The sequence below is a fragment of the Streptomyces sp. NBC_00690 genome (assembly GCF_036226685.1).
Classification (GTDB): domain Bacteria; phylum Actinomycetota; class Actinomycetes; order Streptomycetales; family Streptomycetaceae; genus Streptomyces.
This window is the reverse complement of the sequence record NZ_CP109009.1, coordinates 4,009,597-4,035,809: the sequence shown is the minus strand read 5'-3', so window position 1 is coordinate 4,035,809 and position 26,213 is coordinate 4,009,597. Positions and strand designations below refer to the sequence as shown.

The window sequence follows — 26,213 nt, the reverse complement described above, 5'->3', positions numbered from 1 at the left end:
CCCGATAAGCGTCTCGAATGATGGATGATCGTGTCTCATTATTTGACACACCGGTGACATCCCGCCCGGATCGTCCCTACGATCGGACCCATGAAGCGACAGGCGGACCTCACGAAGCGGCGGGCAGTAGACCTGTGCCGCGTCGCCGCCATGCTCTGTCGCGCCGTCTGAGCTGGAGCTCCGCTCCGGCATCCCTGGCCCCTCGACCTCTGATCAGGGCCGCCCCGTGCGGTACGCCCGCCTCCCCGCGTTTGTTGCGTACCCACATCGCCCTTCATTGCAAAGCCCGCCGCACACTGCCCCGGAGGAGAAAAAGCATGAGCCGCAGCGACGTCCTGGTAGATGCCGACTGGGTCGAGGCCCACATCGACGACCCGCAGGTCGCCATTGTCGAGGTCGACGAGGACACCTCGGCCTACGAGAAGAACCACATCAAGAACGCGATCCGGATCGACTGGACCCAGGACCTCCAGGACCCGGTGCGTCGGGACTTCATCGACCAGGAGGGCTTCGAGAAGCTCCTGTCGGCCAAGGGCATCGGGAACGACACCACCGTCATCCTCTACGGCGGCAACAACAACTGGTTCGCGTCCTACGCCTACTGGTACTTCAAGCTCTACGGCCACGACAGCGTCAAGCTCCTCGACGGTGGCCGCAAGAAGTGGGAGCTCGACTCCCGCGACCTCGTCGACGGCGCCCAGGTGCCGTCCCGCCCGGTCACCGAGTACAAGGCCAAGCCGCAGAACAGCGCGATCCGCGCCTTCCGTGACGACGTCGTCTCCGCGATCGGTGTGCAGAACCTGGTCGACGTGCGGTCGCCCGACGAGTTCAGCGGCAAGCTGCTCGCCCCGGCGCACCTGCCCCAGGAGCAGTCGCAGCGTCCCGGCCACGTTCCCTCGGCGCGCAACATCCCGTGGTCCAAGAACGCCAACGACGACGGCACCTTCAAGTCGGACGACGAGCTGAAGGCCCTCTACGAGGCCGAGCAGGTCGACCTGGCCAAGGACACCATCGCGTACTGCCGCATCGGTGAGCGTTCCGCCCTGACCTGGTTCGTGCTGCACGAGCTGCTCGGTGTCGAGAACGTCAAGAACTACGACGGCTCGTGGACCGAGTACGGCTCCCTCGTCGGCGTGCCGATCGAGCTCGGCGCGGCCAAGTAATTCCCGACCTTTCGACTTCTCGAATTCCGGATCTTTGGAGAGCTGTATGTGTGGAGCGAAGGCGGGCGGCCCCGACGCCTCGACGATCAAGCCTGGTGAGACCACGATCCAGGGCCAGGTGACCCGCGACGGCGAGCCCGTCACCGGCTACGTCCGACTGCTGGACTCGACGGGCGAGTTCACCGCCGAGGTCCCGACCTCGGCGACCGGACAGTTCCGCTTCTATGCGGCCGAGGGCACTTGGACGCTGCGTGCGCTGGTGCCCGGCGGCACCGCGGACCGTACGGTCGTCGCCCAGACGGGCGGGCTGGCCGAGGTCGCGATCGCCGTCTGACGGATCGCATGCGAACGGATCGCGGTCGACAACCGCGTTGATTGACTGGCCGAAGGGCCGCACCCCCGGGGGTTGGACGCCACTGGGAAACGGGGTGCGGCCCTTCGGTCGTTCATGCGTGCATGCGTGCATGGTGGCGGGGCCCGCTCGACGTGCGATGGGTGCCCTTGCGCACCCATCAGCCCGGGCCTTGCTCTGTGGCGGCCAGAAAACACCCACTGGCCAGGGCGGAGACTGCCCGGGCGCCGCACTGCGGCCGTACGCTGGAGTCATGTACGCACGGCGTCGGCGTGCCTATTTCGTCCTGATGGGCGGATGCCTCGTTCTCTTCGTATCCGCCTGGGCCTTCGTGCGGCTGTGGTCGGTCCCCGCCGCGGTCGCCATGTGCGTGGTCGCGATGGTCATTCCGCCGATCGCGGCGATGGTCGCCAACCGGCGCGGCCCCGAGGACCGCTGGTGGGATGACCCGAGCGGGGACCCCAAATCAGACGAGTGGTGGGACGAACTGGACGGTAAACGCCGCCCTGAACCGCCCTCGGACTCGGACCGGGACAAGAGCCCCTGACGCACGTTTCGGCGCCCAGCGCCGAGGAGTGTCAGTAGACGAGCGCCTGAACGCCCTCCGGCATGATCTCGCTGACGAACACCTGGGCCCCGGCGATCCGCACACCGTCCAGCACGTCCTTCTCCGTGATGTTCCGGCGAGTCGCGCACTGGGTGCACAACGTGATGGTTCCGGCCGCCTGGATGGAGGCGATCAGCTCCGGCAGCGGCGCCGCATGGGGCAACTCGAACTCCGCGGCCCGTCCCGGCAGTGCGAACCACGCCGACTCCCCGGTCAGCCAGAGCGACACCTCCACACCGCTGGCCACGGCGACTGCCGCCACGGTGAATGCCTGCGAGCAGCGTTCGGGCGCGTCCGCGCCGGAGGTCACCTTGATCACGAGCTTCTTCGCCATGTCCGAACTGTAATGCGCGGCACCACAACCTCATTCCTCGCCCGGGTGTCACTTGGGTGCATACGGAACGGAACGCGTACGTCAGGTCTCGTGGAGGGACCCCCTTGAGCACGCAGGATTCGCAGGAATCACTGGTCGGACTGTTGAAGCAGCCGGTCACATCACAGCAGGAACGCTTCGCCTCGCAGCGGGAGGAGGAGCTTACGGAGACGAGTACGGGCATGGGTGCAACGACGGACACCGACGACGGGGAGCATCGGGAGCCGATCACCGGGACGGTGTCGACTTCCCCGCCGGGAGCGCCGGACGCCCCTCTGCCGACGCAGGGAACGGACGCGGCAACCGGAACGGCAGCTGAACCGGACGAGGAGGCTGCGGCCGATACAGCAGCCGACACAGCGGCGAAGAGCGGAACTCCCGTACCCGAGGCGCCGGTTGCCGATGCCGATGCCGATGCCGATGCCGAGACGGTGACGGTGACGGTCGCCCTCCTCGACATCCCATCGCAGCCCGCTCCGGGCGCGACGGCACCGGCACCGGCACGGGCCGACCGCGAAGCCGCACTCACGGTGCTGCCCGAGACCGAACCGGCCGCGGACCCCGTACCCGTACCCGTACCGGATTCCATCGGCGCAGCCGGTTCCCCCGCGGTGCCGGCCGGGCGTCGCGGCGGACTCGTCAAGCTGCTCGCCGTCGCCGCCGTGATCGGCATAGCCGTGGGAGCCACCGTCGGCTACGGCATCCAGGCCGACCGGGACCCCTCCCCACTGCCCCCGCTCAGCCAGTCGGGCCTGTCCCACCCGGACAAACCGCTCCCCGCGAGCCAGCAGCCGGCCGCGCTCTCTGCGGCCGAGGACAGCAAGGTGAAGGTCGACGGCGATCTGCGCCGGCTGCTGATCCCCAAGCCGGCCGGTGCTCGGGTCAACGACCAAGCCTGGTGGATCCAAGACGGCTGGACGAACCTGGAGAACTTCGCCCTGGACTTCGACCAGCCGGACTACATCTACGAGAGCATCCTGGAAGCCGACTTCCGTCGGGCAGCGGCAGCGTCCTGGTACCAGGGCGACAAGGACATCCACGTACGGCTCGTCCAGTTCGGCCAGACCCGTCAGGCCCAGGACTTCGCCGAAGAACAGCACGCTTACATGCCGTGGGACGACGAGTTCGGCGCCGGCAACGACGGCGACGTGATCCATGGCAGCGGCAACGGGCGCTACTACGTCTACAAGCCCTTCAAAGAGGCCGGCTATGAGCCGCTCTACCAGGCCAGGGCACTCGTACAGCGTGGTTCCACCGTGGCCGACATCAACATTCTCGACAGCAAGCCCATCGGCAAGAACGAGATTCGCACGCTGGCCGAGCAACAGCTGGAGCGCTTGTGAGCACCCCGAACTCCCCCGTGCAGCCGACGTCTTCGGCGCCCGCTGCGTCTTCAGTCCCCACGACGGGCACGACGGGTACGACGAGTGATGGCCCGGCCGCGTCGGCAGGGGCCGGCGGACTTGTCTCCGACGTGGAACTCACCTCCAGCAGCAGCCCCGTCGCAGCCACAGACATAGCCACAGACACAGACGAAGCCGCTGCCCCGGGCAGGCCCGCCCGGTCGCTGCGTTCCGTGCTGGTGCGCACGGTGCTGCCCGTCGCGCTCGTCCTCGCGGTGATCGGCGGTGGCGCCACCTATGCCACCGTCGCCGCGCAGGACGCCGACCGCACCGTACCCACGGTGACCTGGGGCAGCTTGACTCCCGCAGGGGACGACCCCGCCGCCGACGCCCACCGCGGTCGTACCTCCACCCCGCTCAGCAAACTGCTGCTACCGGTCCCCGAGGGCTATCGACTCGGCCCGGACGTCGAGGAGTACGGCAACGACGATGAGATCAGCGGTGCTCGCGCCGCGACCGTGCTGAAAGGGGCCGCGCGCCGCGAACTGACCAGCAAGGAACGCCGGGTGTTCGACCGTCTCGTCGACTCGCTGGGCCTTGAGGGGCTCGCCGCGCGTTCCTATGCCTCCGACGACAACGACCTCGTGGTCGGGATCGAGATCGTCCGGGCGAAGAACAAGCGGCAACTCCGCGCCATGTATCAGCAGCGGATGCAGTACGGCGAGCTGACGAAGGCGCGCAAGGGCCCCAAGATAGAAGGGCATCCGCAGTCCTTCTGCCAACTGGCGCCCAAGGACAGCGTGGTGGACGAGGACGGCAAGGCGACCGGGCTCGACGGCATGCTCTGCGCGGCGTACACGGGCGAGGTCCTGGTGAATTTCCGGATCAGCGGGACCGTGCCCTTCAAGAAGTCTGCGGCGACCGCGCTGGTCAAGCAGCAGTTGGATCACATCGCGTCCCCGGGGGAGTACGTATGACCGAGTCGACCACCCACCCTGCACCCCAGGCCGCTGAACCCGCATCCGCGCCGACCGCCCCCGTGGAACCACAGACCCAGCCCGTGGCACCGGGGACGACGCCCGCCGCGCCCCGGAGCCGTCGGGTCCTGCGCACCGCGGGCCGGTGGAGCGTCGCCCTGCTGCTGTGTGCCGGACTCGCGACGGGAACGGCGTACGGCATCACCGCCATGGAGCGCACCGACGTCCCCGGTCTCGCCACCGAGAGCGACGGCCGATGGGAGTACCCGAAGCTCACCCTTCCCGCCCTCCCCCAGGGCAGCCCGCGCCCCTTCACCCACACCAATGCGGGCGAGATCCACCATGCCGATCTGCGAAAGCTTCTGCTCCCGGCACCGAAGGGCGCCCGCCCGGACCAGAAGCTGCCCGGTGGATGGGTCACTCCCGACCGGTTCGCGGACGAGTTGGAGTCCGTCCACCAGGCCGAGCTGAAGACCGCACTCGTCGACTACGGCCTGCGGCACATCGCGGGTCGCGGCTGGACCATGCCCGACGGCACCTCGGCACGGACCTATCTGCTGAGGTTCGACTCGGGCGACACGGCGGCGGCATTCAAGATGGACCACTTCGGCGGCACCGACTACCCGTCGGTGCGGCTCGCCGAGGAGACCCTGTCGGAGCCGGACCTCAGCTGGAAGGACCCCGGGCAGAACAGCCCGCTCTCGGAGCTGGTGGACGTCTTCGTGGAGATGAAGCCGGCCGCAGGCGTCCATGTCCGCCAGGCGTACGTCCTGGCGGGCGACACCATCGGGCTCGTCGTCCACGCCAAGGAGGGCAACGCCGCGGCGGTCCCCTTCCACCAGACGGTGGCGCTCCAGATGCAGCTGCTGAGCTGATCCGGAGCGGCGGCCGGCACCCGGCCGGCACCCGGCCGGCACCCGGCCGGCGCCCGGCCGCGATGGGGCCCGCGTCACGTCGGGCGACCTCACACATCTGACCGGGCCCCAACCCATTAGGCTGGGGCCCGGTCCGATTCCCGTCGGCCCACCGCTCACCACAGCTCATGTCGAGTCACCGCGAGGAGCACACTGTGCTTGAGGCATTCTTCGAAGCCCTGCTGGTCCTGGTCTGCGTCGGCGTCGGTGCCTTCGCGTGGCTGACCGTGAAGAAGCTCTACCAGGGGCAGCGCTAGCGTCCAGTCGGTGGATCTTGCCTCCTGGCTGGATCTAAGCCCTATGGCTCGATCCGTCAGCAAGGCCCCGACCGCTTCGTGCTCCCGTACCGCACCTTCCCCTACAGATCGCCAGAGCCCTCATGATCGAGATTCCGTCCGACCTGAACCCGGACCTCGTCCCCCTCGCCTTTCTCCTCGGTACCTGGGAGGGCGCTGGAGTCTCCGACTTCCCCGGCGCCGAGAAGTGCAACTTCGGCCAGTCGGTCACCTTCAGCCATGACGGTCGGGACTTCGTCGAGTACACCTCGCGCTCCTGGGTCCTCGACGCCGAGGGCAACAAGGTCAAGCCGCTGGAGAGCGAGCACGGCTACTGGCGCATCGACAAGGACCGCAAGATCGAAGCGGTCATGGTCCGTGACCAGGGCATCGTCGAGGTCTGGTACGGCGAGCTCGCCGACCAGAAGCCGCAGATCGACCTGGTCACCGACGCGGTCGCCCGCACTGCCGCATCCGGCCCCTACAGCGGTGGCAAGCGGCTCTACGGCTACGTCAAGGGCGATCTGATGTGGGTGGGCGAGAAGACCACCCCGGACGTGCCCCTGCGCCCGTACATGTCCGCGCACCTGAAGAAGGTCGTCACTCCGGACCAGGTCGAGAACTGGGCCAAGGACCTCGGCGACCTCCCGGACGACGGCATCGCCTTCTTCCGGTAGGCCGCTCCGGCACTTCCGGTAGGACCCGCTCCGGCGGTCTCCACGGGGACCGCCGGGCTCGGAGCCCGAGCACACCCCGCGCCCCTGCCTACACTGGGGGCGTGGTGAGCACCGATTGGAAGAGCGACCTACGGCGGCGTGGCTACCGGCTGACCCCGCAGCGCCAGCTTGTCCTCGAAGCCGTCGACACGCTGGAACACGCGACGCCCGACGACATCCTCTGCGAGGTGCGCAGGACCGCGTCGGGCGTGAACATCTCCACCGTCTACCGGACGCTGGAGCTGCTCGAAGAGCTGGGGCTCGTCTCCCATGCGCACCTGGGGCACGGCGCTCCCACCTATCACCTCGCCGATCGCCACCACCACATGCATCTGGTCTGCCGTGACTGCACCGGTGTGATCGAGGCGGACATCGAGGTCGCCGCGGAGTTCACCGCGAAGCTCCGGGAGACCTTCGGGTTCGACACGGACATGAAGCACTTCGCGATCTTCGGCCGCTGTCAGAGCTGTGCGGCCAAGACGCCCACCCGGCCCGCCACGACCGAGTCGTAGGCTTGCTCCCATGAAGAGCCCACTGCTGTCCCTTCCCGGTGCCGTCCCCGCAGAAGGAGTCGACGAAGGCGTCGCCGCGCACTACGGCGACATCTTCCGCGAACAACGCACCCTCGTGGACGGCAAGGGACTGGTCGACCTGTCCCACCGGGGAGTCCTCACCGTCACCGGGGAAGACCGGTTGACCTGGCTGCATCTGCTGGTGACCCAGCATCTGACCGACTTGCGTCCCGGTCAGGCCACCGAGGCCCTGATCCTCTCCTCCAACGGCCACATCGAACACGGGCTCTCCCTGGTCGACACCGGTGACACCCTCTGGGCCCATGTGGAGCCGGGTAGCCAGGAGGCGCTGATCGCCTATCTGGAATCGATGAAGTTCTTCTACCGGGTCGAGGTCGCTGACCGCACCGAGGACATCGCGTTGATCCAGCTGCCCGCCGGGTCCATCGCGGAAGTCCCCGAGAACGTGGCCGTGCGGGAGACCCCGTACGGACGGGATGTGTTCCTGCCCCGGGCCGAACTGGAGTCCTATGCCGCCGCCCACGGCCCGCTGGCGGGAGTGCTGGCCCATGAGGCGCTGCGCGTGGAGGCCCACCGTCCCCGGGTCGGCTTCGAGACGGACCACCGCACCATCCCGCACGAGGTGGGTCTGATCGGTAGCGCGGTCCATCTCCAGAAGGGGTGCTACCGCGGTCAGGAGACCGTGGCGCGCGTCGAGAACCTGGGTAAGCCGCCGCGGCGGCTGGTCTTCCTGCACCTCGACGGCAGCGAGGTCCATCTGCCGACCCCGGGCACCCCGGTGCGGCTGGCTTCGGACGGCGGCGAGGACGGTCGCAAACTCGGCTTCATCACCACGTCCGTACGCCACCACGAGCTCGGTCCGATCGCCCTCGCGCTGGTGAAGCGGAACGTGCCCGTGGACGCCGAACTGCTGGCGGGCGACACCGCCGCGGCCCAAGAGACCGTGGTGGAGCCGTAGGGGCGCCTGTGTGCTGTACGGGGACGGGGCCGGGGGCTCCGGGCCCGTACAGCGCCCGGTACGGACGAGGTGCCCGCACAAGCGTCGGGTACGGGGGCGCCCGGACGGCGTTTGGTACGTCCGGGACATCCGGTACTTACGGGGTGCCCGTACGGCAGCCGGTCGGCTACATCTCTACCAGCACTGTGAACGGTCCCTGGTTGGTGAGCGTGACCCGCATGTCCGCCCCGAAGCGGCCCGTCTCCACACGTGCGCCCAGGCTTCTGAGCTGGGCCACCACCTCGTCCACGAGGGGCTCAGCGACCGGGCCGGGCGCGGCGGCGTTCCAGGTCGGGCGGCGGCCCTTGCGGGCGTCCCCGTAGAGAGTGAACTGGGAAATCACCAGCAAGGGCGCATTTACGTCCGAGCAGGACTTCTCATCCGTAAGAATCCGCAGCGACCAGAGCTTGCGGGCCAGTTGGGCCGCCTTCTCCGGGGTGTCCTCATGGGTGACCCCCACCAGCACACACAGCCCCTCGCCGATGATCTCGCCGACCGTCTCGGTCCCGGACCCGTCCGTCACGACGACGCTCGCGCCGTCCACCCTCTGCACCACCGCACGCATACAGACCAACCTATCTGGGGCTGAACGGGTGCAGAGCACCTGCGTCGGACGGTAGCGGAATGGCACGATGCACTCAGAGGCGGTGCTTCCCCTCGATCCCGCGCCCGGGGAGAGCCGTCCCGGGCCCGTCCGGTCGTGGGAGGCCCCACATCCGGCCCCTGCGGCCGGGTGCGGCCTCACCTTCGGCCCTCGGGGCCCGGGGAGACCCCATGCACCGGTCGAGGTCGAGGAGACGGAATGCGTGACTGACGCACTCCTCCCTGAGGGGAGGGGATCACACGGCTCGTGCCGTGCCGTTTCTGCTTCGTTGCCGGCCGCCCGCCCGGAGTGCTCCGTTGAGGTCTTACACCAGCTCCACCGCCCGTCACCGCCCGTACGGCGGCCAACAGGTCCCCCGACGCGGCTCGGGCCTTCGGGGCTCGGGCAGCGCGCAGACGCCCCGGTGCGGGTGGCCAGTCGACGGGGACCACCGGATGGCGGCCGTACCCCACGGCCGCGCCCTGCCACCGCCCCCGCATCCCACGCCATGCGCCGCCGCCACCGCCACCGAACTCAACGGCGCCGACAGGGCTCCGGTACCCGATTGCGCCCCGCCGCGCCGGGCCCGCCACCACGGGCTCCCGGTCCTCGCGTACGAGTCGCCGCTCCTGCCCCGCTCCGCACGCGTCGCTCCCACCGAGCTCCGCAGGAGTCCTTCCCCCTTCCGCCCCGTCGGGCGGAGCACCCACGGAGGTATCCGATGAATACATCTGGCACGGGACAGCCTGCCGGTCCTGCATCGAACCCCACCTCTCCCCTGGCGATGGCGACGGCCCGACCGGCCCTCCCACCCCAACAACGCGCCGTGGACGCCACCGTGCGAACCGACCAGGCCCCCACGGACGGCGCCCGGCCCGACACCGATCCGCTCTCCCGCACCGAAGTCCTGCCCGATGCGGTGCGGCACGAACTGCCGGCGTTGCGGCTGCCCGAACTGCGCACCCTGCGCCGCGACTCCCAGCGCGACGAGGCCGATCTGAGCTACGTACGACGCCTGCTGCAAGGGCGGATCGACATCCTCCGGGCGGAACTGGCCCGGCGCAGCGCTCCCGACACCCCCATCGACCCCGAAGCCGCGGTCGTCGACCGGCTCTCCGAGATCCTCACCGACACGCCCTCGCGGCACCGCACCTCCGCCCGTCATGTGACGCTGTCGACGCCCCACACCGAGGAGTACCGACGGCTGGCGGCCGACATGCTCGCCGATGTGGAACTGTCCGACCTCGATGCCCGCACGGGCGATGAGCTCCGGGCAGGACTCGGCCGGCTCAGCCGCTATGAGCAGCAGGTTTCCCATCGGCGCCAGGCGCTGCAACGCACGGCGGACGAATGCAGCGCGGAGATCGCCCGCAGGTACCGTGAGGGCGAAGCCCAAGTTGATGACCTGCTGACCTGAAGCGATCCTTCGGGGGTGGGTCGCCGTTGTGGAGGAACGACGATGAGCACCACTCCTGCCGTACCCCCCGTGCTGGCCGAGGTCGTACGCTCCGGATTCATCGAGGGGCACCACCGCGGCTCCCTGGTGGCCCTCACGGCGGACGGCGAGGTCGAGTTCGCGCTCGGGGACCCCTTCGCGCCGGTCTTCCCCCGGTCCAGCAGCAAGCCGTTCCAGGCCGCGGCGGTGCTGCGTGCGGGGCTCGATCTGTCCGGGGAGCGGTTGGCGCTGGCCGCCGCGAGCCACTCCGGTGAGGGATTCCACCTCGACCTGGTCCGCACGATGCTCGCCGAGCACTCCATCTCCGTCGACGAACTCCGTACGCCCCCCGATCTGCCGCTCGACCCGGTCGAAGCCGAGGCGTACCTCGCCGCGGGCGGGATACGCGACCGGATCACCATGAACTGCTCCGGGAAGCATGCGGCGATGCTGGCGGCCTGTGCGCACAACGGCTGGGACCGTGCGGGCTATCTCGACCCCGCGCACCCGCTGCAACTCCTGGTGCGTGAGGTGGTGGAGGAGGCCGCGGGCGAGCGGGTCGCGGCCGTCGGTACGGACGGGTGCGGTGCGCCGCTGATGGCGATCAGTCTGGTGGGGCTGGCCCGGGCCTTCTCCTCGCTGGTCCGGGCCGACCTCGGCACGGTGGGGCGGCGGGTGGCGGACGCGATGCGCGCGCACCCCGAGTACGTGGCCGGCACGCGGCGCGCCGACACCTGGCTGATGCGGGAGGTGCCGGGGACGCTCGCGAAGATGGGCGCCGAGGCGGTGCAGGCGATCGCGCTCGCCGACGGCCGCGCCCTCGCCTTCAAGATCGACGACGGTGGGGGCAGGGCGCTCGGGCCGGTGTTGGCACGGGCGGTGGAGCGGATGGGCGTGCACGCTCCGGTGCTGACCAGGATCGGGCGGGCACCACTCCTCGGCGGCGGTCGTGAGGTCGGCGAAATCCGCGCGACATTCTGAGCGCACTCTGCCTAGCTTGGATGGCATGACCATCGAATCCCGTGCTGTCATGGAATCCGAGTTCCCCGACTGGCTCAGGGCTGTGGCCACCGGGTTCCTGCAACCCCCGACGCCCTCCGCCGAAGAGATCGCGGCCCGCCGTACCGGAGTGGACCTCGCCCGGACGCTCGGTGCCTTCGACGACGGGCGCTGTGTGGCGACGTACCGCACCTTCGCCCAGCGGCTCACCGTGGTCGGCGGCGCCACCGTGCCGTCGAACGCGATCACCAATGTCACGGTATCCCCGACCCACCGCCGTCGCGGGCTGCTCAGCAGGCTGATGACCGCGGACCTCGCGGTGGCCAAGGAGCGCGGTGATGCGGTGGCCTCCTTGATCTCGGCCGAGTACCCGATCTACGGGCGCTACGGGTTCGGCCCGGCGACCTGGATGACCGAATGGGAGATCGATCTGCCGCGCACGGGCCTGGACCGCCGATGGGCGGGGCCCACGGATGGTGGCCGCATCGACCTGGTGGACCCGGCGGACGTCCGGGTGCTCGGTCCGCAACTGCATGAGCGCCTCGCGGCCGACCGGCCGGGCACGGTGAGCCGCACCGAGCGCTGGTGGCAGGTGAGCACCGGTGCGCTGAAGGTCCCGAGCCAGCCGTTGAAGGAACAGTTCTACGCCGTCCACCGCACGGCCGAAGGCCAGGTAGACGGGCTGCTCGCCTACCAGTGCGACGACCACTGGGGCCGCGCCAAGCAGCCGCAGAACACGGCCCAGGTCAGCGAGATGATCGCCCTGAATCCCGCCGCCGAGCGGGCGCTGTGGAACTACGTCTGCTCTATCGACTGGGTCACCACACTGCGCTCCGGACATCGCGCTCCGGACGACCTGTTGCCCCGACTGCTGCCCGACCCCCGGGCGGCCAAGGTCCACACCCACGCGGACTTCCTGTGGCTGCGGGTCCTCGATGTCGTACGGGCCCTAGAGGCGCGCACCTACGACGTATCGGCGACTCTGGTGCTGGAGATCCACGACGGGCTCGGTCTGGCGTCGGGGCGCTACCGGTTGGAGGTGTCCGAACAGGGCGCGCACTGTACGAGGACGACGGACTCCGCGGATCTGACTCTCGACGTACGGGAGTTGGGTGCGCTGTACCTCGGCGATGAATCGGCGCTGCGGCTGGTCGAGTTGGGGACGTTGGAGGAGCACCGGGAAGGCGCGGCGCGGGTGGCCGAGCGGGTGTTCCGCACACCGAAGCGGCCCTGGTGCCCGGACGTGTTCTAGGTACTCCAGTGAGCAGGGCGCTTCGGTGAGCAGGGCGTTTGAGTGAGCAGGGCGTATTGCTGAGCGGGGGCACTCCGGTGAGATGTGCCCGTCGTTCACACGGGCGCCCCGGGTGGATGGGGCGGCGGTCGGGTCCCGCCGCCCGCTCGGGGTGGATCAGCCGCCTGAGGAGATCAGCGGGGCCATCAGCAGCAGTCCGCCGATACCTGCGCAGGTGGCGTTCTCGGACTTCACGCCGACCGTGAGCAGGGCGAGCCCCAGGGCGGCCATGAAGCCGAACCGCACTTGTACGTACTGCTCGATCAAAAGGGTGATCACGGGCATGGCGTCCCTCCTCATGGTCGTCTGGCCGTGTGCGCCTGGCCGGCCAGCGCGGGTGCGCGGAGCCAGCGGTGCCGTGGGGGGTGTGGTTGGTGATGCGGTACGAGCCGCACAGCACCCCGTACGCCATCGGACGGGAAGCCGGGATGCGCCGAAGAGCGCATCAACTTGGCCAACTGTCGGCCAACTTCAATAAAGTTGTCCCCACTTGGTCGCGATCGATAAACAACTTGCAGCTCTCTCCCCTTAGATGGTCGGGAGTTGTAGCGTTCTGCTGTGAACTCCGAGCACGCGCAGCACATGGCAGATGGCCGTCACAAGCCCTCGCCGGCCGAGATGGCCGAGATCCTGACCGGGCGCATCCGCTCGGGCCTCCTCCAGCACGGGCAGCGCATGCCGACCCAGGAACAACTGGCCGACGAGTTCGGTGTGGAGCGCCGGGCGATTCGGCAGGCTCTGGACCTCCTGCGAAGGGCCGGCCTGCTGAGTGCGGCGGTCAAGGGCGCCCCCGCACGCATCACCCGCCCCAACGCCTCGGACGTGTCGGCCCAACGCCCCGAACAGACCGATGCCGGGCTCGGCCCCCGGCTTATGGCGGCCTTCCAGGAACCCCACGTCCGCATCGATGCCGTATCCCTGACCGCGGAGTCGCTCAACCTCGCCCTCGCCGAACCGCTGCGGCTGATGCGGACGGGCCAACTCAGCCCCGCGACCGTACGGGTCCGGCTGATGGTGCCCTCCCGGGACCTGGAACTCGCCTTCCCCCGGCCAGCCGGAGACATCGGCAAGGTGCGCCTGGTGCACGAGCGCTGGCTCGCGCTGCGCAACAGCCACGGCCAGGTGCTCCGCTCCAGCCTGCGCGCCCTGCGCACCACCAGGGACCTCGATGTGGAGGTGACCTTGCGGGCACTGCCCTTCACCCCGCCGGTGAAGCTCTACCTGCTGAACGGGGAGACGGCCCTGTTCGCCTTCTACACCGTCACCAAGCGCAAGGAGCAGATCGACGGAACGTCCACGGAGATCTACGACGCCCTGGGGAGCGAGTCGGTGCTCTTTCCCTTCGAGGGTGTGGGGCAGCCGCGCGACGAGGTGTTCGTGGCCCAGTCGCAGGCGTGGTTCGACGGTCTGTGGGGCACGCTGGCCAAGGAGATCACCCTCGGTTGACGACGTTGCCGCACCCCCGGGGCGGTGCCCGCCGCATCAGGCGCTTCGCCCGCCCACGACCCCGGCGGGCAGTATGGAGGCGACGGCGCCGGCCGAACGGTGCCACCCGCCTGGTCCCACGGACGGAGCGATGTGACCGACTCGCCCCCGGCTGCGATAGCCGCCCTCTTCTCCGCTGCCGGATGTGTGCTCTTCGACTTCGACGGCCCGGTCTGCCGTCTCTTCGGCCGTCATCCGGCCGCCTCCGTAGCCGCCGGGCTCAGGGAGTGGACCGAGCGGCGCATCCCGGGCGGGGTGTCGGTGGAACCCGGGGCCGAAGACGATCCGCTGGCGTTGCTCAGAGCGGTGGCCGACTCCCATCCGGGGGACCCCGTCGTGCAGGAGTTGGAGCGCCGGCTCACGGGGGAGGAGGTACGGGCTGCACGGAAGGCGGAACCCACCCCGGGCGCGGGGGCGTTGATCCGCGGACTGCACCGGGCCGGCTACCGGTTGGCCGTCACGACCAACAACTCCCCGGACGCGGCGCACCAGTACCTCGCCCGCGTCGGGCTGTCGGACTTCTTCGCCGGGCACGTCCACGGCCGGGCGCCGGAGGAGCCCAAGCTGATGAAGCCCGATCCGCACTGCTTGCGCAGGGCGCTCGACACCACGGGCTCGACTCCCGACGAGTCGCTGATGATCGGCGACTCCGTCGCCGACGGCGAGGCCGCGGCCCGGCTGGGCGTGCCCTTCCTCGGGTACGCGCGGGACGGCGCCAAGCGTTCCCTGCTTCTGGAGTCGGGAGCGGTGCACGTGGTCTCCTCGATGGTCGAACTGCTGCCGGTGCTCGACGGCGCGGACCGGGAGCGCCCCCGGGGGGATCGGCCAAGTGGGTCCAAACTGATCTGAGTTGCCCATGCGGTGGTCGTCGGGCGTCCCCTTTGCGTGAGACGGTGGGGCCCGAAGGGATTCCTCCCGAAAGTGCGGTCTGCCGCGGAGCGCATCCAGGGAAACCGCCACCGGATGGGGACCGGAGGAGTAGCTTCCTTACATCGCTTTCCGGTCACTCCTTCCTCCAGAACATCAGGAGTATCAGGAGCACCAGGGCCACCGAGTGTCAGAGATCCATGGACAACATGGAAGAGATGGAAGACGGGGAAGGCGGCAGTCGTACGGGTGGTGAACCACGGCGACGGCAGGGCGCGAGCCCGACGGGACCACCGGCACGGACACCCCACCCGCAGGCAAGAGCACCAAAGGCACCAGCGATGACAGACGAGACGGCTTCAGCAGCTCATCGACAGGCCGTCGAGCTGAGCAACGGCGATGGCGAGGTCTTCGGACCGCTCAAGGGCTACCACCACGAGACCTACGCGTTCTCGCTGCCCGAAGGCAATCCCCTGGGCAGACGCTTCCAGCGGGGAAAGCTACGAGCGCCCCGCCCCGGAGTGTTCTGGTACGACCGACGGTGCTTCGCATCCGAGGACCGGCTGCTCACCGCGCTGAAGGGCCGGGTCTCTCGCATTCCGGACACCGTGGAGGTGGCCGAGAACATCTTCCTCCAGGGATTCATCGAAGGGGCGCCGCCGAACGCCGGAGCGCTGCCAGGCCGTCCGTTGACCGCCCGGCACGAGCACCAACTTCTGCAACTCTTCCGCGAGTTGGTGGCGGTGAAGACCAGTGAGCTGGACGGTGTACCGCGCAGCTGTGAGCCCGATGGGCCCGGCGTCGACAGCGAGGACTCGCTCGGCTTCCTGCACCGGCTGATCTCCTTCACCGAGAACCGGGTGTACCGCGACGGGCTCGACGTCTACGGCGAGATCTTCGAGCGGTTGGGTGTGCGCGGCAGCGCCCTGGAAGCCCTCAAGGCCCCGCGGCGCCCCTTCACCGAACGCCCCTTCGCGCTCGTCCACGGCGATCTGCACCGACGGAACTTCATCGTCGACACCACGGGTGACCTCTGGACCATCGACTGGGAACTCGCCATGATCGGCGACCCGCTCTATGAACTGGCCACCCATCTCCATCTGATGCGCTACGCACGACGTGATGCCCAACGCATCGGTGCCATGTGGGCACAGGCGGTGGAGGGCGTGCTGCCGGGGAGTTCTCGCGGCTGGGAACGCGATCTGCCGCACCTCCTGACGTTCAAGCGCACCCAGTCGGTCTTCACCGACGTCATGCGTACGGCCAGGATGTTGAGCGACGGCACCGATCCGCACTGGCGCGGGCTGCCCGCAGCGGCCTGGAAGGTCCGACGGGCGCTGGTCGCGGCACAACGGCCGCTGGAGCTGCGGGGCGTACCGAACCTTCCCCAGGTGATGACGGTGTACACGGAGTGGTGGCGGGCGCAGGCCGGCTGATCGGACACCAGGGCGTCCCGCCGTGGCCGGTCCGACGCCGATGGCCGAGGACTCCCGGCCGTACTCGTCCAGGAAATTGGGGTCGGTGGGTCCTGCACACCGGCACGGCGCCGGCGGAGGACCCACCGATGACTCAGGGGGCAGGGCCGGCGATGCACGCGGCCCGGAGGCCCGGGTCCCATTCACCGGGGCCGCCCGACGAACTTCCTCCCGAGGAGAAGGCGATCGCCGGGACGACTGCCGTGGTGGGGGGTGTGCGCAGCGGCGCACGTGCGGTGTTCATCGTGTCCTCATTCCAAAGAGTGCGCCCGACAGGGCGACGGCGACGGTCAGGATGCCCGCGCACCAGGCGAGTGCCGTCCAGGGCGCGGTTCCCACGGGTTCGTTGAGCAGCAGACCGCGCAGTGACTCGATCAGCGAGGTCACCGGCTGGTGCCGGGCGAAGTCGTGCAGCCAGGTCGGCATGGAGTCGATGCGGACGAAGGCACTGCTGGGGTAGGGCAGGAAAGTCATCAGGAAGGTGAAGCCTCCGGCGGTCTCGGGGGTGCGGGCCAGCAGTCCGAAGGCCGCCGAGAGCCAGGAGATCGCCACCAGGAAGGCGACCAGCAGTCCGGTCGCCGCCAGTGCACCGGCGATCGTCGGTGTCGGTTCGAAGCCGATCAGCAGGGCAACTGCGAGCACTAGCACCGTGGAGGCGAGGTTGCGCACGGTGCTGGCTGCGACATGGCCGGCCAGGATCGCCGTGCCGCCGACGTCCAGCGAGCGGAACCGGTCGATGATCCCGCCCTTCATGTCCTCGCTGACCCCGACCGCGGTGGTGGCTCCGCCGAACGACGCACAGAGGATCAGGATGCCGGGAACGACGTAGGTCACATAGGCGGTGCCCGTGTCGATCGCCCCGCCGAACAGGTAGACGAAGACGAGCATCAACATCACCGGGAGCACTAGTGAAGTGATGAAGGCATCGGTGTTGCGCCCGCTGATGCGGATGCTGCGGCCGGCCATGGTCGTGGCGCGGCCCATGCCCCCCAGTACGTCAGACATGCTGGTGCTCCTTTCCGGTCAGTGCGAGGAAGACGTCGTCGAGCGTCGCTTGGTGGACCGAGAAGCGCAGAATGTCGCGGCGGTCCGGGTCCGCTTCGTCCAACAACGCGCGGACGCCGGCTGCCGATCCATCCGTGGGTAGGCCGATGGTGAGAGTCTCCGGGATGTGGTGCAGTCGGCGCGATTGCTTTTCCGTGCGCTCCACGATGCGCAGATACGCCGGAGGGTCGGCCGCGATCACATCGAGTCGATGGCCGGCGACCTGCGATTTCAACTCGTCCGCCGTGCCTTCGGCGACCAGTCGTCCACCGTCGACGAGGGCGATGCGGTCCGCGAGCCGATCGGCCTCTTCCAGATATTGCGTCGTCAGGAAGACGGTGGTGCCGCCGCGGCGCAACTCCCGTACAAGTTGCCACAACTCCTTTCTGCTGCGCGGGTCGAGACCGGTGGTCGGCTCGTCGAGGAAGACGATCTCGGGGTCGCCCAGCAGCCCCGCTGCGAGGTCGAGCCGGCGGCGCATCCCCCCGGAGTACGTTTCGATGCGGCGGTGCGCGGCGGCGGTGAGGTCGAAGCGCTCCAGCAGTTCGGCGGTGCGTTGGCGGGCTGCCGGACGCGACAGTCCCCGGAGCCTGCCCATCATGCGTAGGTTCTCCGCGCCGGACTGCTTGTCGTCGAGTGCGACGAACTGGCCGGTCAGGCTGATGGCACGGCGTACTCGCGAACGTTCGGCGAGCACGTCGTGCCCGGCGACGCGGGCGGTGCCGGCTGAGGGGCGGGTGAGTGTGGCCAGGAGTCGGACGGTGGTGGTCTTGCCCGCTCCGTTGGGCCCGAGCAGCGCGAACACGGCACCGCGTTCGACGCGTAGGTCGAGCCCGTCGAGGACGGTCGACTCCCCGTACTTCTTGGTGAGGCCGACGGTCTCGACGGGGGGAGTGTGCTGGATAGTCATCACGCCTCCTATTACTGCGTATGGGTTACGCTTTATTGCGTAAGGCTTACGCATTACTAGGATGGGAGTCAAGAGGGGCCGGACCGACGACGTGAGGCGACATCGATGACGCACAGCGGGGACGACAGCGATACGGGCCTGCCCGCGAGCCTCGCGGCGGCCTGGGGTCTGCGTGAGCGTCCTACGAAGGGCCCGAGGCCCGGCCTCACCCTGGAGCGGATCGTCGACGCGGCCGTCGCGCTCGCCGTACGGGAGGGGTTGGCCGCGGTCTCGATGGGGCGGGTCGCCAAGGAGTTGGGCGTGGCGACGATGTCCCTCTACCGGTACGTGGCGGCCAAGGACGAGCTCTACGTCCTGATGTTGGACGCCGCGGTCGGTCCTCCCGGACCGCCCCCGCCCGCGGACGCCGGCTGGCGCGAGGCACTGACCGCATGGGCCGAGGCGTACCGACAGGCGCTCCAGCGCAACCGCTGGTCCCTGCGCATCCCCGTCTCAGGTCCGCCCGTCACCCCCCACTCCTTCGCCTGGTGGGAGCGCGGCCTCACCGCCTTGGAGGCGACCGCGTTGGACGAGGGGGAGAAGCTCGCGATGATCGTGGTGATCACCGGCTTCGTCCGCAACGAGGTCCAGATGATGACGGAGATCGAGGAGGCCGTGGCCTCCAGCGGTGCGAGCCCGGAGGACGCCATGCGCCGCCATGAGCGCGTCCTTAGGCAACTGGCCGACCCGGCGCGGTATCCGGCTCTGGCCCGACTCCTGGACACGGGGGTGTTCACCGGGGCGAGCGACCCCGACGAGGACTTTGCCTTCGGCTTGGACACGGTCCTGGACGGTGTGGCCGTCCTGGTCGCGCGCAAGGAGGAGGAGCACGCGGTGGTTGCGGAGGCGGCGGCCCGGGAGCTCGTGGAGCGTCCGGCTGTCCGAACGCCCCACGGGCTGTGAGCAGGGTCAGGCGGGAGCGACCAACTGGGCCGTCGGGACCACGGCCTCGATGTTCGTGGCGCCGGCGCTCTCGGGAACCAGATCCCACCACCACGTGATGACGGGGATGTCGAGCGGCTCCTCACTGCTGTCGGTGGGGACGTCGCTGAAGGTGGTGGGGAGGTCGGCGGGGTCGTCGGGCGTGGTGTAGCGGTGGGAGCTGATGCCCCAGTCCTGCGCACCGCGGATGAAGTGGGTGATGCTGGCGAGGTACCGGTGCAACTGCGGACTCGCGCGAGGCGTCAGATCGCGCAGCAGACGCAAGTAGAGGCACATCACCCGGTCGCGCTGGGCCACCGCCACCGCCAGTGCCTCGTCCGGGTCGAGTTGGTGGTGGTGTTCCAGTACGCGCAGGACGTTGAGCCAGTAGCCGGGCGAACGACTCTCCTTGTGGTGGGAGAGGATGTCGTTGTCCCAGGTGATGATGAAGGACGCCATCTCGGCCGCGGCGCGGGTGGCGGGGTGGTCCCGTTCGTGCGGCTGGAGTTCATAGCCGTGCGCGATCTCCAGCAGGGGCAGCACGACCGTGGTCGCGCCGTCGTAGAGCCGCATCAACGTGTAGTCGTTGAGGTCGGGGACGGTCCCGGACTGACGGTGGTTCGCCTCCCAGATGACGGAGAAGAAGTACTCGCGCAGCGCGTCTATCCAGCGTGCCGCCTGTCCATGTGTGCCGTGGTGCGAGATCCGGGCCCGCAGGTCGCGCAGTCCGGTGGCGATCGGGTCGGATTCCAGCAGTGGGGTGTCGGGGTTCTGGGCGACACGCAACAGGCGGTGGAGTACGGCGGCCAGATCTCCCGGACGGTGGCCGAGATCGCTCTCTTCGCAGTAGCCGTCATCGACACCGAAGAGCCAGAGGACGAAGTCCGCCAGGATGCTGACGACCTCTTCCCGGCCTTCGGGGAGGATCATGGCGGAGAACGTACCAATGTCATGGCGGACGAGCCGGGCCCGAAGCTCCGGATTGCCGATGCTGAACGCCTCCGCCCATGCGGCCGTTCGGGCGTCGATGGCTGCATGGCGCGGATGGATGGCTGGGGGTATCGGCGAGAAGATCGGCGGAACGGTCAGTTCTGGCCCCACCTTCGGCCACCTCTCTGCACATGGTGTGTGGGTCGCCCGTTGCTGGTGCGTCGGGTGACGCCACGCGACTGATCAACTACGGCGCATAGTACTCACTGGTCAGGGGGCATCCAATGGAGCCTTCACGCCACCATGGAGAGCGTGTATGCGCCCGTTCTTCGCTCCGGCGCGCTTTAGTGGCGCAAAAAGGAGCCCCTTTTGCGCTCCCGGGTCGGTGCGCTTCGTGCCCGAGATCCCCTGATGACAGGGGGCTGTTGGCGATGGCTCGAATGCGACACGCCCAAGCGGCTATCGCGCCGTCGGTGCGGAGTTCGGGCGGGCGGAAGCGCGCGGAAGAGATCTGCGCCACATGTTCTATGGGCATTCAAGAAATGGTATAAAAATCGCAAAACGCAATATAAATAGCGCAGTTGCCCGGGGTGGTTGGCCCCAGGGCTCAGCGTGTCGGCCTCTTCGCCCGGGTTCGCGGGCCTTCAATCTGGCTGGAACGATACGCCCAATTGCCCTGTACTCGTGGTATTGCGGGACTCTGCACTGGTGGGACTACAGCAGATCAATCAAGCCAGATCAGCATCCCGTCGCCCGCTTGAGCCGCTGCCTGGAAGAACGGGACGAGCACCGCGAAGTACCCACGGACGTAGTCCAGGGATTCGCCCCGCTCCCAGATGATCCGGGGGTAGACGTCCGCACCGGCCAACTCCTGCGGGGAGACGTCCGCGACGAGTTCATCGGCGGTGAGTCCACCAAGCGCGTCGGCCGCGATCTGCACCCGGGCGGGCGTGAGATAGCGGGGCGGTCCGTACCCCCAGTCGTCGGCCCCGGGGATCGGCGCTTCGCCGTGGATGATGTCGACAGGGAAGTCCCGGCGGCGCAGGAGGAAGTCCAGGGCATCCCATGCCTTGTCCACGTCGAGGGAGCGAGCCCCCAAGGCGCGGGCCGCATCGGGGGTGGTGCTCGATGGATCCTCCTCGGGGGCCGCACCCCCTTCCCAGTCGGCCTCGATCAGTTCGTCGATGAGGTCCGACGCCCATTCGGGGTCCTTGATCGCCTGGTCGAGCTGCGCCGCCGTCACCCGCACGTACTCACCGATCATGCTCATGCCCAGATGGTAGAGCGGACCAGGGGCGCCGGGGCGGGGAGTGGGCGAAAGACCCCGCATTCCCCAACCGACTCACGCGTACGGATCGATACCGCCACCGTCGGCACCGCTGCGGTCCATGGCGCTGCGGGTGGGTTGACTCCCCGCGCCTCGGGGGCAGTCGGTGCGCCAGGGGTGGCGCACTGCTGTGCGGTCAGTCTCCTCGCGGCACGTCCAGAGCCGTCCCGTACAGACGCGTCACTCCGATACGTACGACCACGCGACGCTCCCTCACCAACTGCTGGAGGAAGGCGGCTTCCTCGCCGGTATCGGTGAATCCGGGCGTCATGGAGAGCAGTTCGCGCCCCACGGCATCACCGACTTCGGTGGACGGCTCCGACACCACCGCATCGCCCTCCACAACGGCGAACGACCACACGTCCGGACCGCTGACATGGAGGGCCGTGTGTGGATCGCGCCGCAACTGACGTGCCTTGAGGCGATCGACCGTGGTCGACACGCGCACGATGCGTTCCCGAGGGCTCCAGTGGAAGAGCACGGTGGTCAGATGGGGATGTCCGCTGCGCTTCACGCTCGCCAGCACTCCGAACTGCTGGGATCGAAGGAGCGCGTCCAACTCCTCTTCGCTCAGGGCGCGGGGGGCGGGACCGCCGCCGGGCGGGTCGTCGGTCATTCCGGGGCCAGTGGCAGAAGTGGACGGTGTGGGCACGGCAGTTCTCCTCTTCCGGGGAGCTTCCAGGGAGCAGTAAGATCGACCGTAGCAGATAGTTTTGTTGCAGACTATCTATCTCGGATGGTCTCTGCTGTGGAGTGCCGTTGTCGCCTTGGGGGGCTGGTGCCGTTCACTGCTCCCGCTGGCGCGCCCGCCGTGCGGGCCGTGGGCTTTCGCTGGGAGTGGCCAAATGTCCTGCGGCCAGTTGGTTCAGTGCCTGGAGCAGTGCCTGTCGATCGCCCTCGTCCAGTGTGTCGAGTGCACGCGCGTGGACGCGGTCGGCGATCCGCTGACTCTCCGCGGCGACCCTCGCGCCCTCGTCGGTGACGGTGATGATCCGGGCGCGACGGTCGTGCGGGGACGGGATGCGCTCGGCAAGGCCGGCCTTCTCCAGCGCGTCCACGGTCACGACCATTGTGGTCTTGTCCATGTCCCCGAGTTCGGCGAGCTGCGCTTGGGTGCGCTCCTGCTCCAGGGCGTGCACCAGGACGCAGTGCATCCGCGCGGTCAACCCGAGCTCGCCGAGGGCGGCGGCCATCTGGGTTCGCAGTACATGGCTGGTGTGATCCAGCAGGAACGAGAGATCGGGCTGGGTCCGGATGGGTGCCTGGGCGGTCATGTCCGCGAGGGTAGCAATTGGGACTGTGGCAGATTATCCGGAAGGGGACTTTCTCGTCTCCGTGCGTGTATGGACGGGGGGCTTGGCGCTGCCCTGCCCAGGAAGGCTGCCCGGCAGAGGCGTCGCGGCGTCGCGCTAGGCGCAACGACTGCCCATCGCGCTCAGGGTGCTGCCCGTCGGTCGCAGTCTCGGCGCCCCGCTCGATCTTGCCCCTCGGGTGCCTCCGGTGGGGCGGGGTGCAAGGGTCGGGGCGCGAGCTGTGACTTGCAGCGATAACTGTCACCGAGCGGGGGATCTGACCTGGTCGTCTCGGTCGAGTTCGCAGCGATAGTTGTCACCAGTTGCTCGGGCTAGTTGTCACAAGGTTCGTGTTCGCAGTCGGGTTGTCACCGATTTCGAAGTGTGATGGTGCTGGGCGCCGTGGTGGGCGTCTGCTTGAAGGCATGGCCGATGAGTACGGACTGCTGCCTGCGGCGGCACCCGAGGCGGGGGCGGTGTGGTCGCACCGCTGCCGCTGGGACGACCTGCTCGTACGTGCGTCGGTTGTCTCTGGACGTCAGGATCTGGATCTCTCGGATGGCTGGACTCGTTGCTGGGCGGTCACCTTGAACCTCGGAGGCGGCGAACTGATCGTGCCGGTCAGGGACCTTGCCCAGGTTCCGCTTCCCGGGGTCGGGCCGGTTCGCTGGTTCTCGTGGCATCGGCGGCAGCGCCACAGGCCCGGGCTTCAGTACATGCGAGGTGCTTAGTCCGTCGGCTGCGCCGGCTCGGCCACCTCGTCAGTCGATCCGGCCTGCTCGCCACCGAACACCTCATCGACGAGCCTCTCCATCGCCTTCAGAAACGCCCCGGCCAGGGACATTGCGGCGTCGTCCACATAGTTGAGCGAGGCAATAAGGGTCTTGCTGCCGTCGGGCGTGCTGTACATCAGCGCCGCGTGGCCCGCAGCGCCGCCGTTGTGGAAGAGGAGGGTGCCGCCGCTGGGGCCCGCGTCCTGCACACGCAGCCCCAGGCCGAAGCCGCTCTTGGGATGCGGCGTGCGCATCTCGGCCAGCAGCCCGGCCGGCAGGAGCTTGCCGCCCGCCAGCGCGGAGATGAATGTGTGGAGGTCCTGGGTGGTGGAGATCATGTCTCCGCCGGCGGAGATCCAGGAAGGGTTCTGGCGGGTGATGTCGACCGTCTTCTGCTGGCCGGCTTCCTCGTACCGGTAGTAGGCGTGGGCGTGCGGCTCGGGAATCTCCGGCGAGGTGTACGGCGTCACGGTGTCCGACATTCCGAGCGGACCCAGGATCCGCTCCTGCGTCTCCTCGGCGCACGAGCGGCCGGTGACCTTCTCGACTAGCAGCCTGGCCAGCACGTAGTTGGTGTTGGAGTAGCTCCAGTCCGTCCCCGGCTCGAACCGCGCCGGCTTGGACAACGCCAGCCGTACCAGCTCCTCCGGCGGGTAGGTCTTGAACCGGTTGTCCACCCACTCCTGGCCCGAGATGGTGCAGGGGATCCCCGCTACGACCGTCCCGTCCTCGAAGAGCTCGCCGGTGAAGTTGAACACCCCGCTGGTGTGCTGCAACAGCATCCGCACCGTTATCCGCCGGTCAAGGCCGAACTCGGGCAGGTAGTCGGCCGCCGGGGTGTCCAGTTCGATCTTGCCTTCGGCCACCAGTTGCAGCACCAGGGTCGCGGTGAAGGTCTTGGTGTTGCTGCCGATCCGGACGTACCCGTTGACCGGCGGCTTGGCGGCCTCGCCCAGCTCGGCCACCCCGGCGCTGCCGACCCACTCGCCCCGCTCATCGTTCACGCGCAGTGACACCCCGGCGAGACCGGAGTCGACGATCTCCTGGATGGCCTTCTGCAGCTCCGGGCGATCCTGTCCGGAAGTGGAGTTCTCTGTGGTGTGGAGGGACTCGCTCATGGTCAGTCCTCAATCTCGCGACAGTTGGCCCTGGCGGCTACCGGCCCCTTCGAGGCGGCCTTGCGATGAGCGTGCACCCTGACCCAAGGTCAAGGTCAACCTCCATCGCGACCATGGGCTGACCGGCACCGATCCTTGCGCGCTACCCTCGCCCCTGTGATCGCCCGCAACCCGCACCTCGCGACTGCGGCCGCCCACGATCTGGAGGTGTGCTGAGCCGATGGCGAACGGGCTCACGATCGGTCAGGCGGCGGCGTTCGTCGGCGTCACGATCAAGACGGTGCGGCACTATCACCGGCTCGGCCTGGTCGCCGAGCCGGAACGTGACGGTTCCGGCTACCGGCGGTACGGATCGGCCGACCTGCTTCGGCTGATCCAGGTCAGGACCCTGGCCGGGGCCGGCGTGCCGCTGGCCGAGATCGGCGACCTGCTCGACGCCGATCCCGAGCGGTTCGCCGCCGCCCTGGACGACGTCCATCGCCGCCTCACCGAACGGATCGAGGACCTGACCGCACGCCGCGACACGCTGCACCGGCTCGATCACAGCGACCGGGCCCTGCTGCCCGACCGGGCCTGCGCGATCTTGGACCGACTCACCGAGCTCGGCTTCAGCCCCGACTACGTGGCCGTGCAACGCGAGGGTCTGGTGCTGGCCCGGGCACTGATTCCGGAGATCTTCGACGGCTTCCTGACCCAGCTCGAACACTCGCTCGCCGACCCCGAGTTCATCGCGCTGACCAAACGCAGCTGGGACGCCAGATCCTGGGATCCCGACGACCCGCGGATCGACGGGCTCGCGTCCGCGGTGGCCGCCAATCTGCTGACCAACCGTGCGCTGCAGGCGGTGCCGACCGGGTTTCAGAACCAGTCAGACGCCGCCGCCCGGTACGGACTGGTCAACCACCACCGGGAAGACCAGGGACCCTCCATCGCCCGGTTGAACGCCCTGATCGAAGCGAACCTGCGCGCGGCCGGCATCCACATCCCGCATCAGTAACGCCCTCCCAGGAGAAGGCCGGGGCCGCAGACTGGACGTGGGCATCCGATGCTGTCGTGCAACGAGGATATTGGCGGGTCCCCGAAGACTGATCAACTCGCCGAACCCTTGCCTTACTTGTCTGCACCATGAGCAGGCCACTGACCAGCGAATGAGCTTGACAACCCTAGATAACCAGCGCCGTCGGCGGTGCCCGCACGGCTTCGGCGCCTACGGCGGCGCTATGTGCTGACCTCTCCCTTGTGGCGCCCGGCTGCAGGTCAGGTGTCCCATGACTGGGGAGATCCATCGAGCAGGCATGGGGTGACTCCCGATCGGCGGTGGCCGCTTTCGAAGAGCGCCATCACCGGTTCCAGCAAGCGTGACCAGGTTCCAGCTAGCCCGTCACCGCTCGACGGCTACGGACGGCTGGTGACAGAAACTCCTGCGAAGTGACAGCTAGCGCCGCGAGTCACACGAGTGTTCGCACTGTTGTTC

29 protein-coding genes are annotated in these 26,213 nt (G+C 68.6%); 18 read left to right on the top strand and 11 right to left on the bottom strand.

Annotated features, from left to right (window positions below):
• Nucleotides 1-90 precede the first annotated feature (90 nt).
• From OID54_RS39215 to OID54_RS17710, 4 genes are all read left to right on the top strand, one after another.
• Complete coding sequence (locus OID54_RS39215; RefSeq protein ID WP_350962106.1) at nt 91-171, top strand: putative leader peptide; 81 nt, start codon at nt 91-93, stop codon at nt 169-171.
• 146 nt (nt 172-317) lie between these two features.
• Nucleotides 318-1,163, top strand: coding sequence for a sulfurtransferase (locus tag OID54_RS17720; protein ID WP_329020767.1), 846 nt, complete (start codon nt 318-320; stop codon nt 1,161-1,163).
• Nucleotides 1,164-1,209: 46 nt separating this feature from the next.
• On the top strand, nt 1,210-1,497 hold the full coding sequence (locus tag OID54_RS17715) for a DUF1416 domain-containing protein (protein ID WP_127832476.1): 288 nt from the start codon (nt 1,210-1,212) through the stop codon (nt 1,495-1,497).
• A 271-nt stretch (nt 1,498-1,768) separates the two neighbouring features.
• The gene (locus OID54_RS17710) at nt 1,769-2,062 is read left to right on the top strand and encodes a DUF3099 domain-containing protein (RefSeq protein WP_329020764.1); all 294 of its coding nucleotides are present in this window, start codon (nt 1,769-1,771) and stop codon (nt 2,060-2,062) included.
• A 31-nt stretch (nt 2,063-2,093) separates the two neighbouring features.
• Here the strand turns inward: OID54_RS17710 and OID54_RS17705 are convergent, their stop codons facing one another.
• Nucleotides 2,094-2,456 carry a DsrE family protein gene (locus tag OID54_RS17705; RefSeq protein ID WP_329020762.1) on the bottom strand — a complete coding sequence of 121 codons (363 nt, stop codon included), beginning with the start codon at nt 2,454-2,456 and terminating at the stop codon, nt 2,094-2,096.
• A gap of 104 nt (nt 2,457-2,560) precedes the next feature.
• Here OID54_RS17705 and OID54_RS17700 point away from each other — a divergent pair, with 104 nt between their 5' ends.
• From OID54_RS17700 to ygfZ, 6 genes are all read left to right on the top strand, one after another.
• On the top strand, nt 2,561-3,838 hold the full coding sequence (locus OID54_RS17700) for a hypothetical protein (RefSeq protein WP_329020760.1): 1,278 nt from the start codon (nt 2,561-2,563) through the stop codon (nt 3,836-3,838).
• A complete protein-coding gene (locus OID54_RS17695; protein WP_329020758.1) occupies nt 3,835-4,815 on the top strand; it encodes a hypothetical protein in 981 nt (326 codons plus the stop codon). The genes OID54_RS17700 and OID54_RS17695 overlap by 4 nt, the downstream gene beginning before the upstream one ends.
• Nucleotides 4,812-5,690, top strand: a complete 879-nt coding sequence (locus tag OID54_RS17690; protein ID WP_329020757.1) for a hypothetical protein — start codon at nt 4,812-4,814, stop codon at nt 5,688-5,690. The genes OID54_RS17695 and OID54_RS17690 overlap by 4 nt, the downstream gene beginning before the upstream one ends.
• 418 nt (nt 5,691-6,108) lie before the next feature.
• Nucleotides 6,109-6,681, top strand: coding sequence for an FABP family protein (locus tag OID54_RS17685; protein ID WP_329020755.1), 573 nt, complete (start codon nt 6,109-6,111; stop codon nt 6,679-6,681).
• Nucleotides 6,682-6,782: 101 nt separating this feature from the next.
• Nucleotides 6,783-7,232, top strand: a complete 450-nt coding sequence (locus OID54_RS17680) for a Fur family transcriptional regulator (RefSeq protein ID WP_329020752.1) — start codon at nt 6,783-6,785, stop codon at nt 7,230-7,232.
• Between the two features lie 10 nt (nt 7,233-7,242).
• Nucleotides 7,243-8,211: a CAF17-like 4Fe-4S cluster assembly/insertion protein YgfZ gene (ygfZ, locus tag OID54_RS17675; RefSeq protein WP_329020750.1), complete on the top strand. Its 969-nt coding sequence runs from the start codon at nt 7,243-7,245 to the stop codon at nt 8,209-8,211.
• A 166-nt stretch (nt 8,212-8,377) separates the two neighbouring features.
• Here ygfZ and dtd read toward each other — a convergent pair whose 3' ends face one another.
• The gene (dtd, locus tag OID54_RS17670) at nt 8,378-8,815 is read right to left on the bottom strand and encodes a D-aminoacyl-tRNA deacylase (protein WP_329020748.1); all 438 of its coding nucleotides are present in this window, start codon (nt 8,813-8,815) and stop codon (nt 8,378-8,380) included.
• A 739-nt stretch (nt 8,816-9,554) separates the two neighbouring features.
• Here dtd and OID54_RS17665 point away from each other — a divergent pair.
• The 3 genes from OID54_RS17665 to OID54_RS17655 are packed head-to-tail and all read left to right on the top strand — an operon-like array spanning nt 9,555 to nt 12,519.
• Nucleotides 9,555-10,250: an RsiG family protein gene (locus tag OID54_RS17665; RefSeq protein WP_329020746.1), complete on the top strand. Its 696-nt coding sequence runs from the start codon at nt 9,555-9,557 to the stop codon at nt 10,248-10,250.
• A gap of 42 nt (nt 10,251-10,292) precedes the next feature.
• Entirely contained in the window at nt 10,293-11,249 is a 957-nt protein-coding gene (locus OID54_RS17660) for an asparaginase (protein WP_329020744.1), read from the top strand.
• Between the two features lie 25 nt (nt 11,250-11,274).
• The gene (locus OID54_RS17655; RefSeq protein WP_329020742.1) at nt 11,275-12,519 is read left to right on the top strand and encodes a GNAT family N-acetyltransferase; all 1,245 of its coding nucleotides are present in this window, start codon (nt 11,275-11,277) and stop codon (nt 12,517-12,519) included.
• Nucleotides 12,520-12,675: 156 nt separating this feature from the next.
• Here the strand turns inward: OID54_RS17655 and OID54_RS17650 are convergent, their stop codons facing one another.
• Complete coding sequence (locus OID54_RS17650) at nt 12,676-12,843, bottom strand: hypothetical protein (protein WP_329020740.1); 168 nt, start codon at nt 12,841-12,843, stop codon at nt 12,676-12,678.
• 273 nt (nt 12,844-13,116) lie between these two features.
• Here OID54_RS17650 and OID54_RS17645 point away from each other — a divergent pair, with 273 nt between their 5' ends.
• The 3 genes from OID54_RS17645 (at nt 13,117) to OID54_RS17635 (ending at nt 16,346) form a co-directional block, all read left to right on the top strand.
• On the top strand, nt 13,117-14,004 hold the full coding sequence (locus tag OID54_RS17645) for a GntR family transcriptional regulator (protein WP_329020738.1): 888 nt from the start codon (nt 13,117-13,119) through the stop codon (nt 14,002-14,004).
• Nucleotides 14,005-14,136: 132 nt separating this feature from the next.
• Nucleotides 14,137-14,892, top strand: coding sequence for an HAD family hydrolase (locus tag OID54_RS17640; protein ID WP_329020735.1), 756 nt, complete (start codon nt 14,137-14,139; stop codon nt 14,890-14,892).
• A 359-nt stretch (nt 14,893-15,251) separates the two neighbouring features.
• Nucleotides 15,252-16,346, top strand: a complete 1,095-nt coding sequence (locus OID54_RS17635; protein ID WP_329020733.1) for a phosphotransferase — start codon at nt 15,252-15,254, stop codon at nt 16,344-16,346.
• Nucleotides 16,347-16,479: 133 nt separating this feature from the next.
• Here OID54_RS17635 and OID54_RS17630 read toward each other — a convergent pair whose 3' ends face one another.
• The 3 genes from OID54_RS17630 to OID54_RS17620 are packed head-to-tail and all read right to left on the bottom strand — an operon-like array spanning nt 16,480 to nt 18,339.
• Complete coding sequence (locus OID54_RS17630; RefSeq protein ID WP_329020731.1) at nt 16,480-16,629, bottom strand: hypothetical protein; 150 nt, start codon at nt 16,627-16,629, stop codon at nt 16,480-16,482.
• Complete coding sequence (locus OID54_RS17625; RefSeq protein ID WP_329020729.1) at nt 16,626-17,390, bottom strand: ABC transporter permease; 765 nt, start codon at nt 17,388-17,390, stop codon at nt 16,626-16,628. The genes OID54_RS17630 and OID54_RS17625 overlap by 4 nt, the downstream gene beginning before the upstream one ends.
• Nucleotides 17,383-18,339 carry an ATP-binding cassette domain-containing protein gene (locus OID54_RS17620; protein WP_329020727.1) on the bottom strand — a complete coding sequence of 319 codons (957 nt, stop codon included), beginning with the start codon at nt 18,337-18,339 and terminating at the stop codon, nt 17,383-17,385. Before OID54_RS17620 ends, OID54_RS17625 begins: the two co-directional genes overlap by 8 nt.
• A gap of 105 nt (nt 18,340-18,444) precedes the next feature.
• Here OID54_RS17620 and OID54_RS17615 point away from each other — a divergent pair, with 105 nt between their 5' ends.
• Entirely contained in the window at nt 18,445-19,281 is an 837-nt protein-coding gene (locus tag OID54_RS17615; protein ID WP_329020725.1) for a TetR/AcrR family transcriptional regulator, read from the top strand.
• 6 nt (nt 19,282-19,287) lie between these two features.
• On the opposite strand, the gene OID54_RS17610 is transcribed toward OID54_RS17615, so the two are convergent.
• The 5 genes from OID54_RS17610 to OID54_RS17590 all read right to left on the bottom strand — a co-directional run bounded on the left by OID54_RS17610 (nt 19,288) and on the right by OID54_RS17590 (nt 24,739).
• Nucleotides 19,288-20,400: a selina-4(15),7(11)-diene synthase gene (locus tag OID54_RS17610; RefSeq protein ID WP_329020723.1), complete on the bottom strand. Its 1,113-nt coding sequence runs from the start codon at nt 20,398-20,400 to the stop codon at nt 19,288-19,290.
• Between the two features lie 553 nt (nt 20,401-20,953).
• Nucleotides 20,954-21,499, bottom strand: coding sequence for a YfbM family protein (locus OID54_RS17605; protein WP_329020721.1), 546 nt, complete (start codon nt 21,497-21,499; stop codon nt 20,954-20,956).
• Nucleotides 21,500-21,692: 193 nt separating this feature from the next.
• The gene (locus OID54_RS17600) at nt 21,693-22,172 is read right to left on the bottom strand and encodes a pyridoxamine 5'-phosphate oxidase family protein (RefSeq protein ID WP_329027602.1); all 480 of its coding nucleotides are present in this window, start codon (nt 22,170-22,172) and stop codon (nt 21,693-21,695) included.
• Nucleotides 22,173-22,341: 169 nt separating this feature from the next.
• Nucleotides 22,342-22,830, bottom strand: coding sequence for a MarR family winged helix-turn-helix transcriptional regulator (locus OID54_RS17595; protein ID WP_329020719.1), 489 nt, complete (start codon nt 22,828-22,830; stop codon nt 22,342-22,344).
• A 745-nt stretch (nt 22,831-23,575) separates the two neighbouring features.
• The gene (locus OID54_RS17590) at nt 23,576-24,739 is read right to left on the bottom strand and encodes a serine hydrolase domain-containing protein (RefSeq protein ID WP_329020717.1); all 1,164 of its coding nucleotides are present in this window, start codon (nt 24,737-24,739) and stop codon (nt 23,576-23,578) included.
• Between the two features lie 220 nt (nt 24,740-24,959).
• Between OID54_RS17590 and OID54_RS17585 the strand changes: the two genes are divergently transcribed.
• Nucleotides 24,960-25,736, top strand: coding sequence for a MerR family transcriptional regulator (locus OID54_RS17585; protein ID WP_329020715.1), 777 nt, complete (start codon nt 24,960-24,962; stop codon nt 25,734-25,736).
• Nucleotides 25,737-26,213 lie beyond the last annotated feature (477 nt).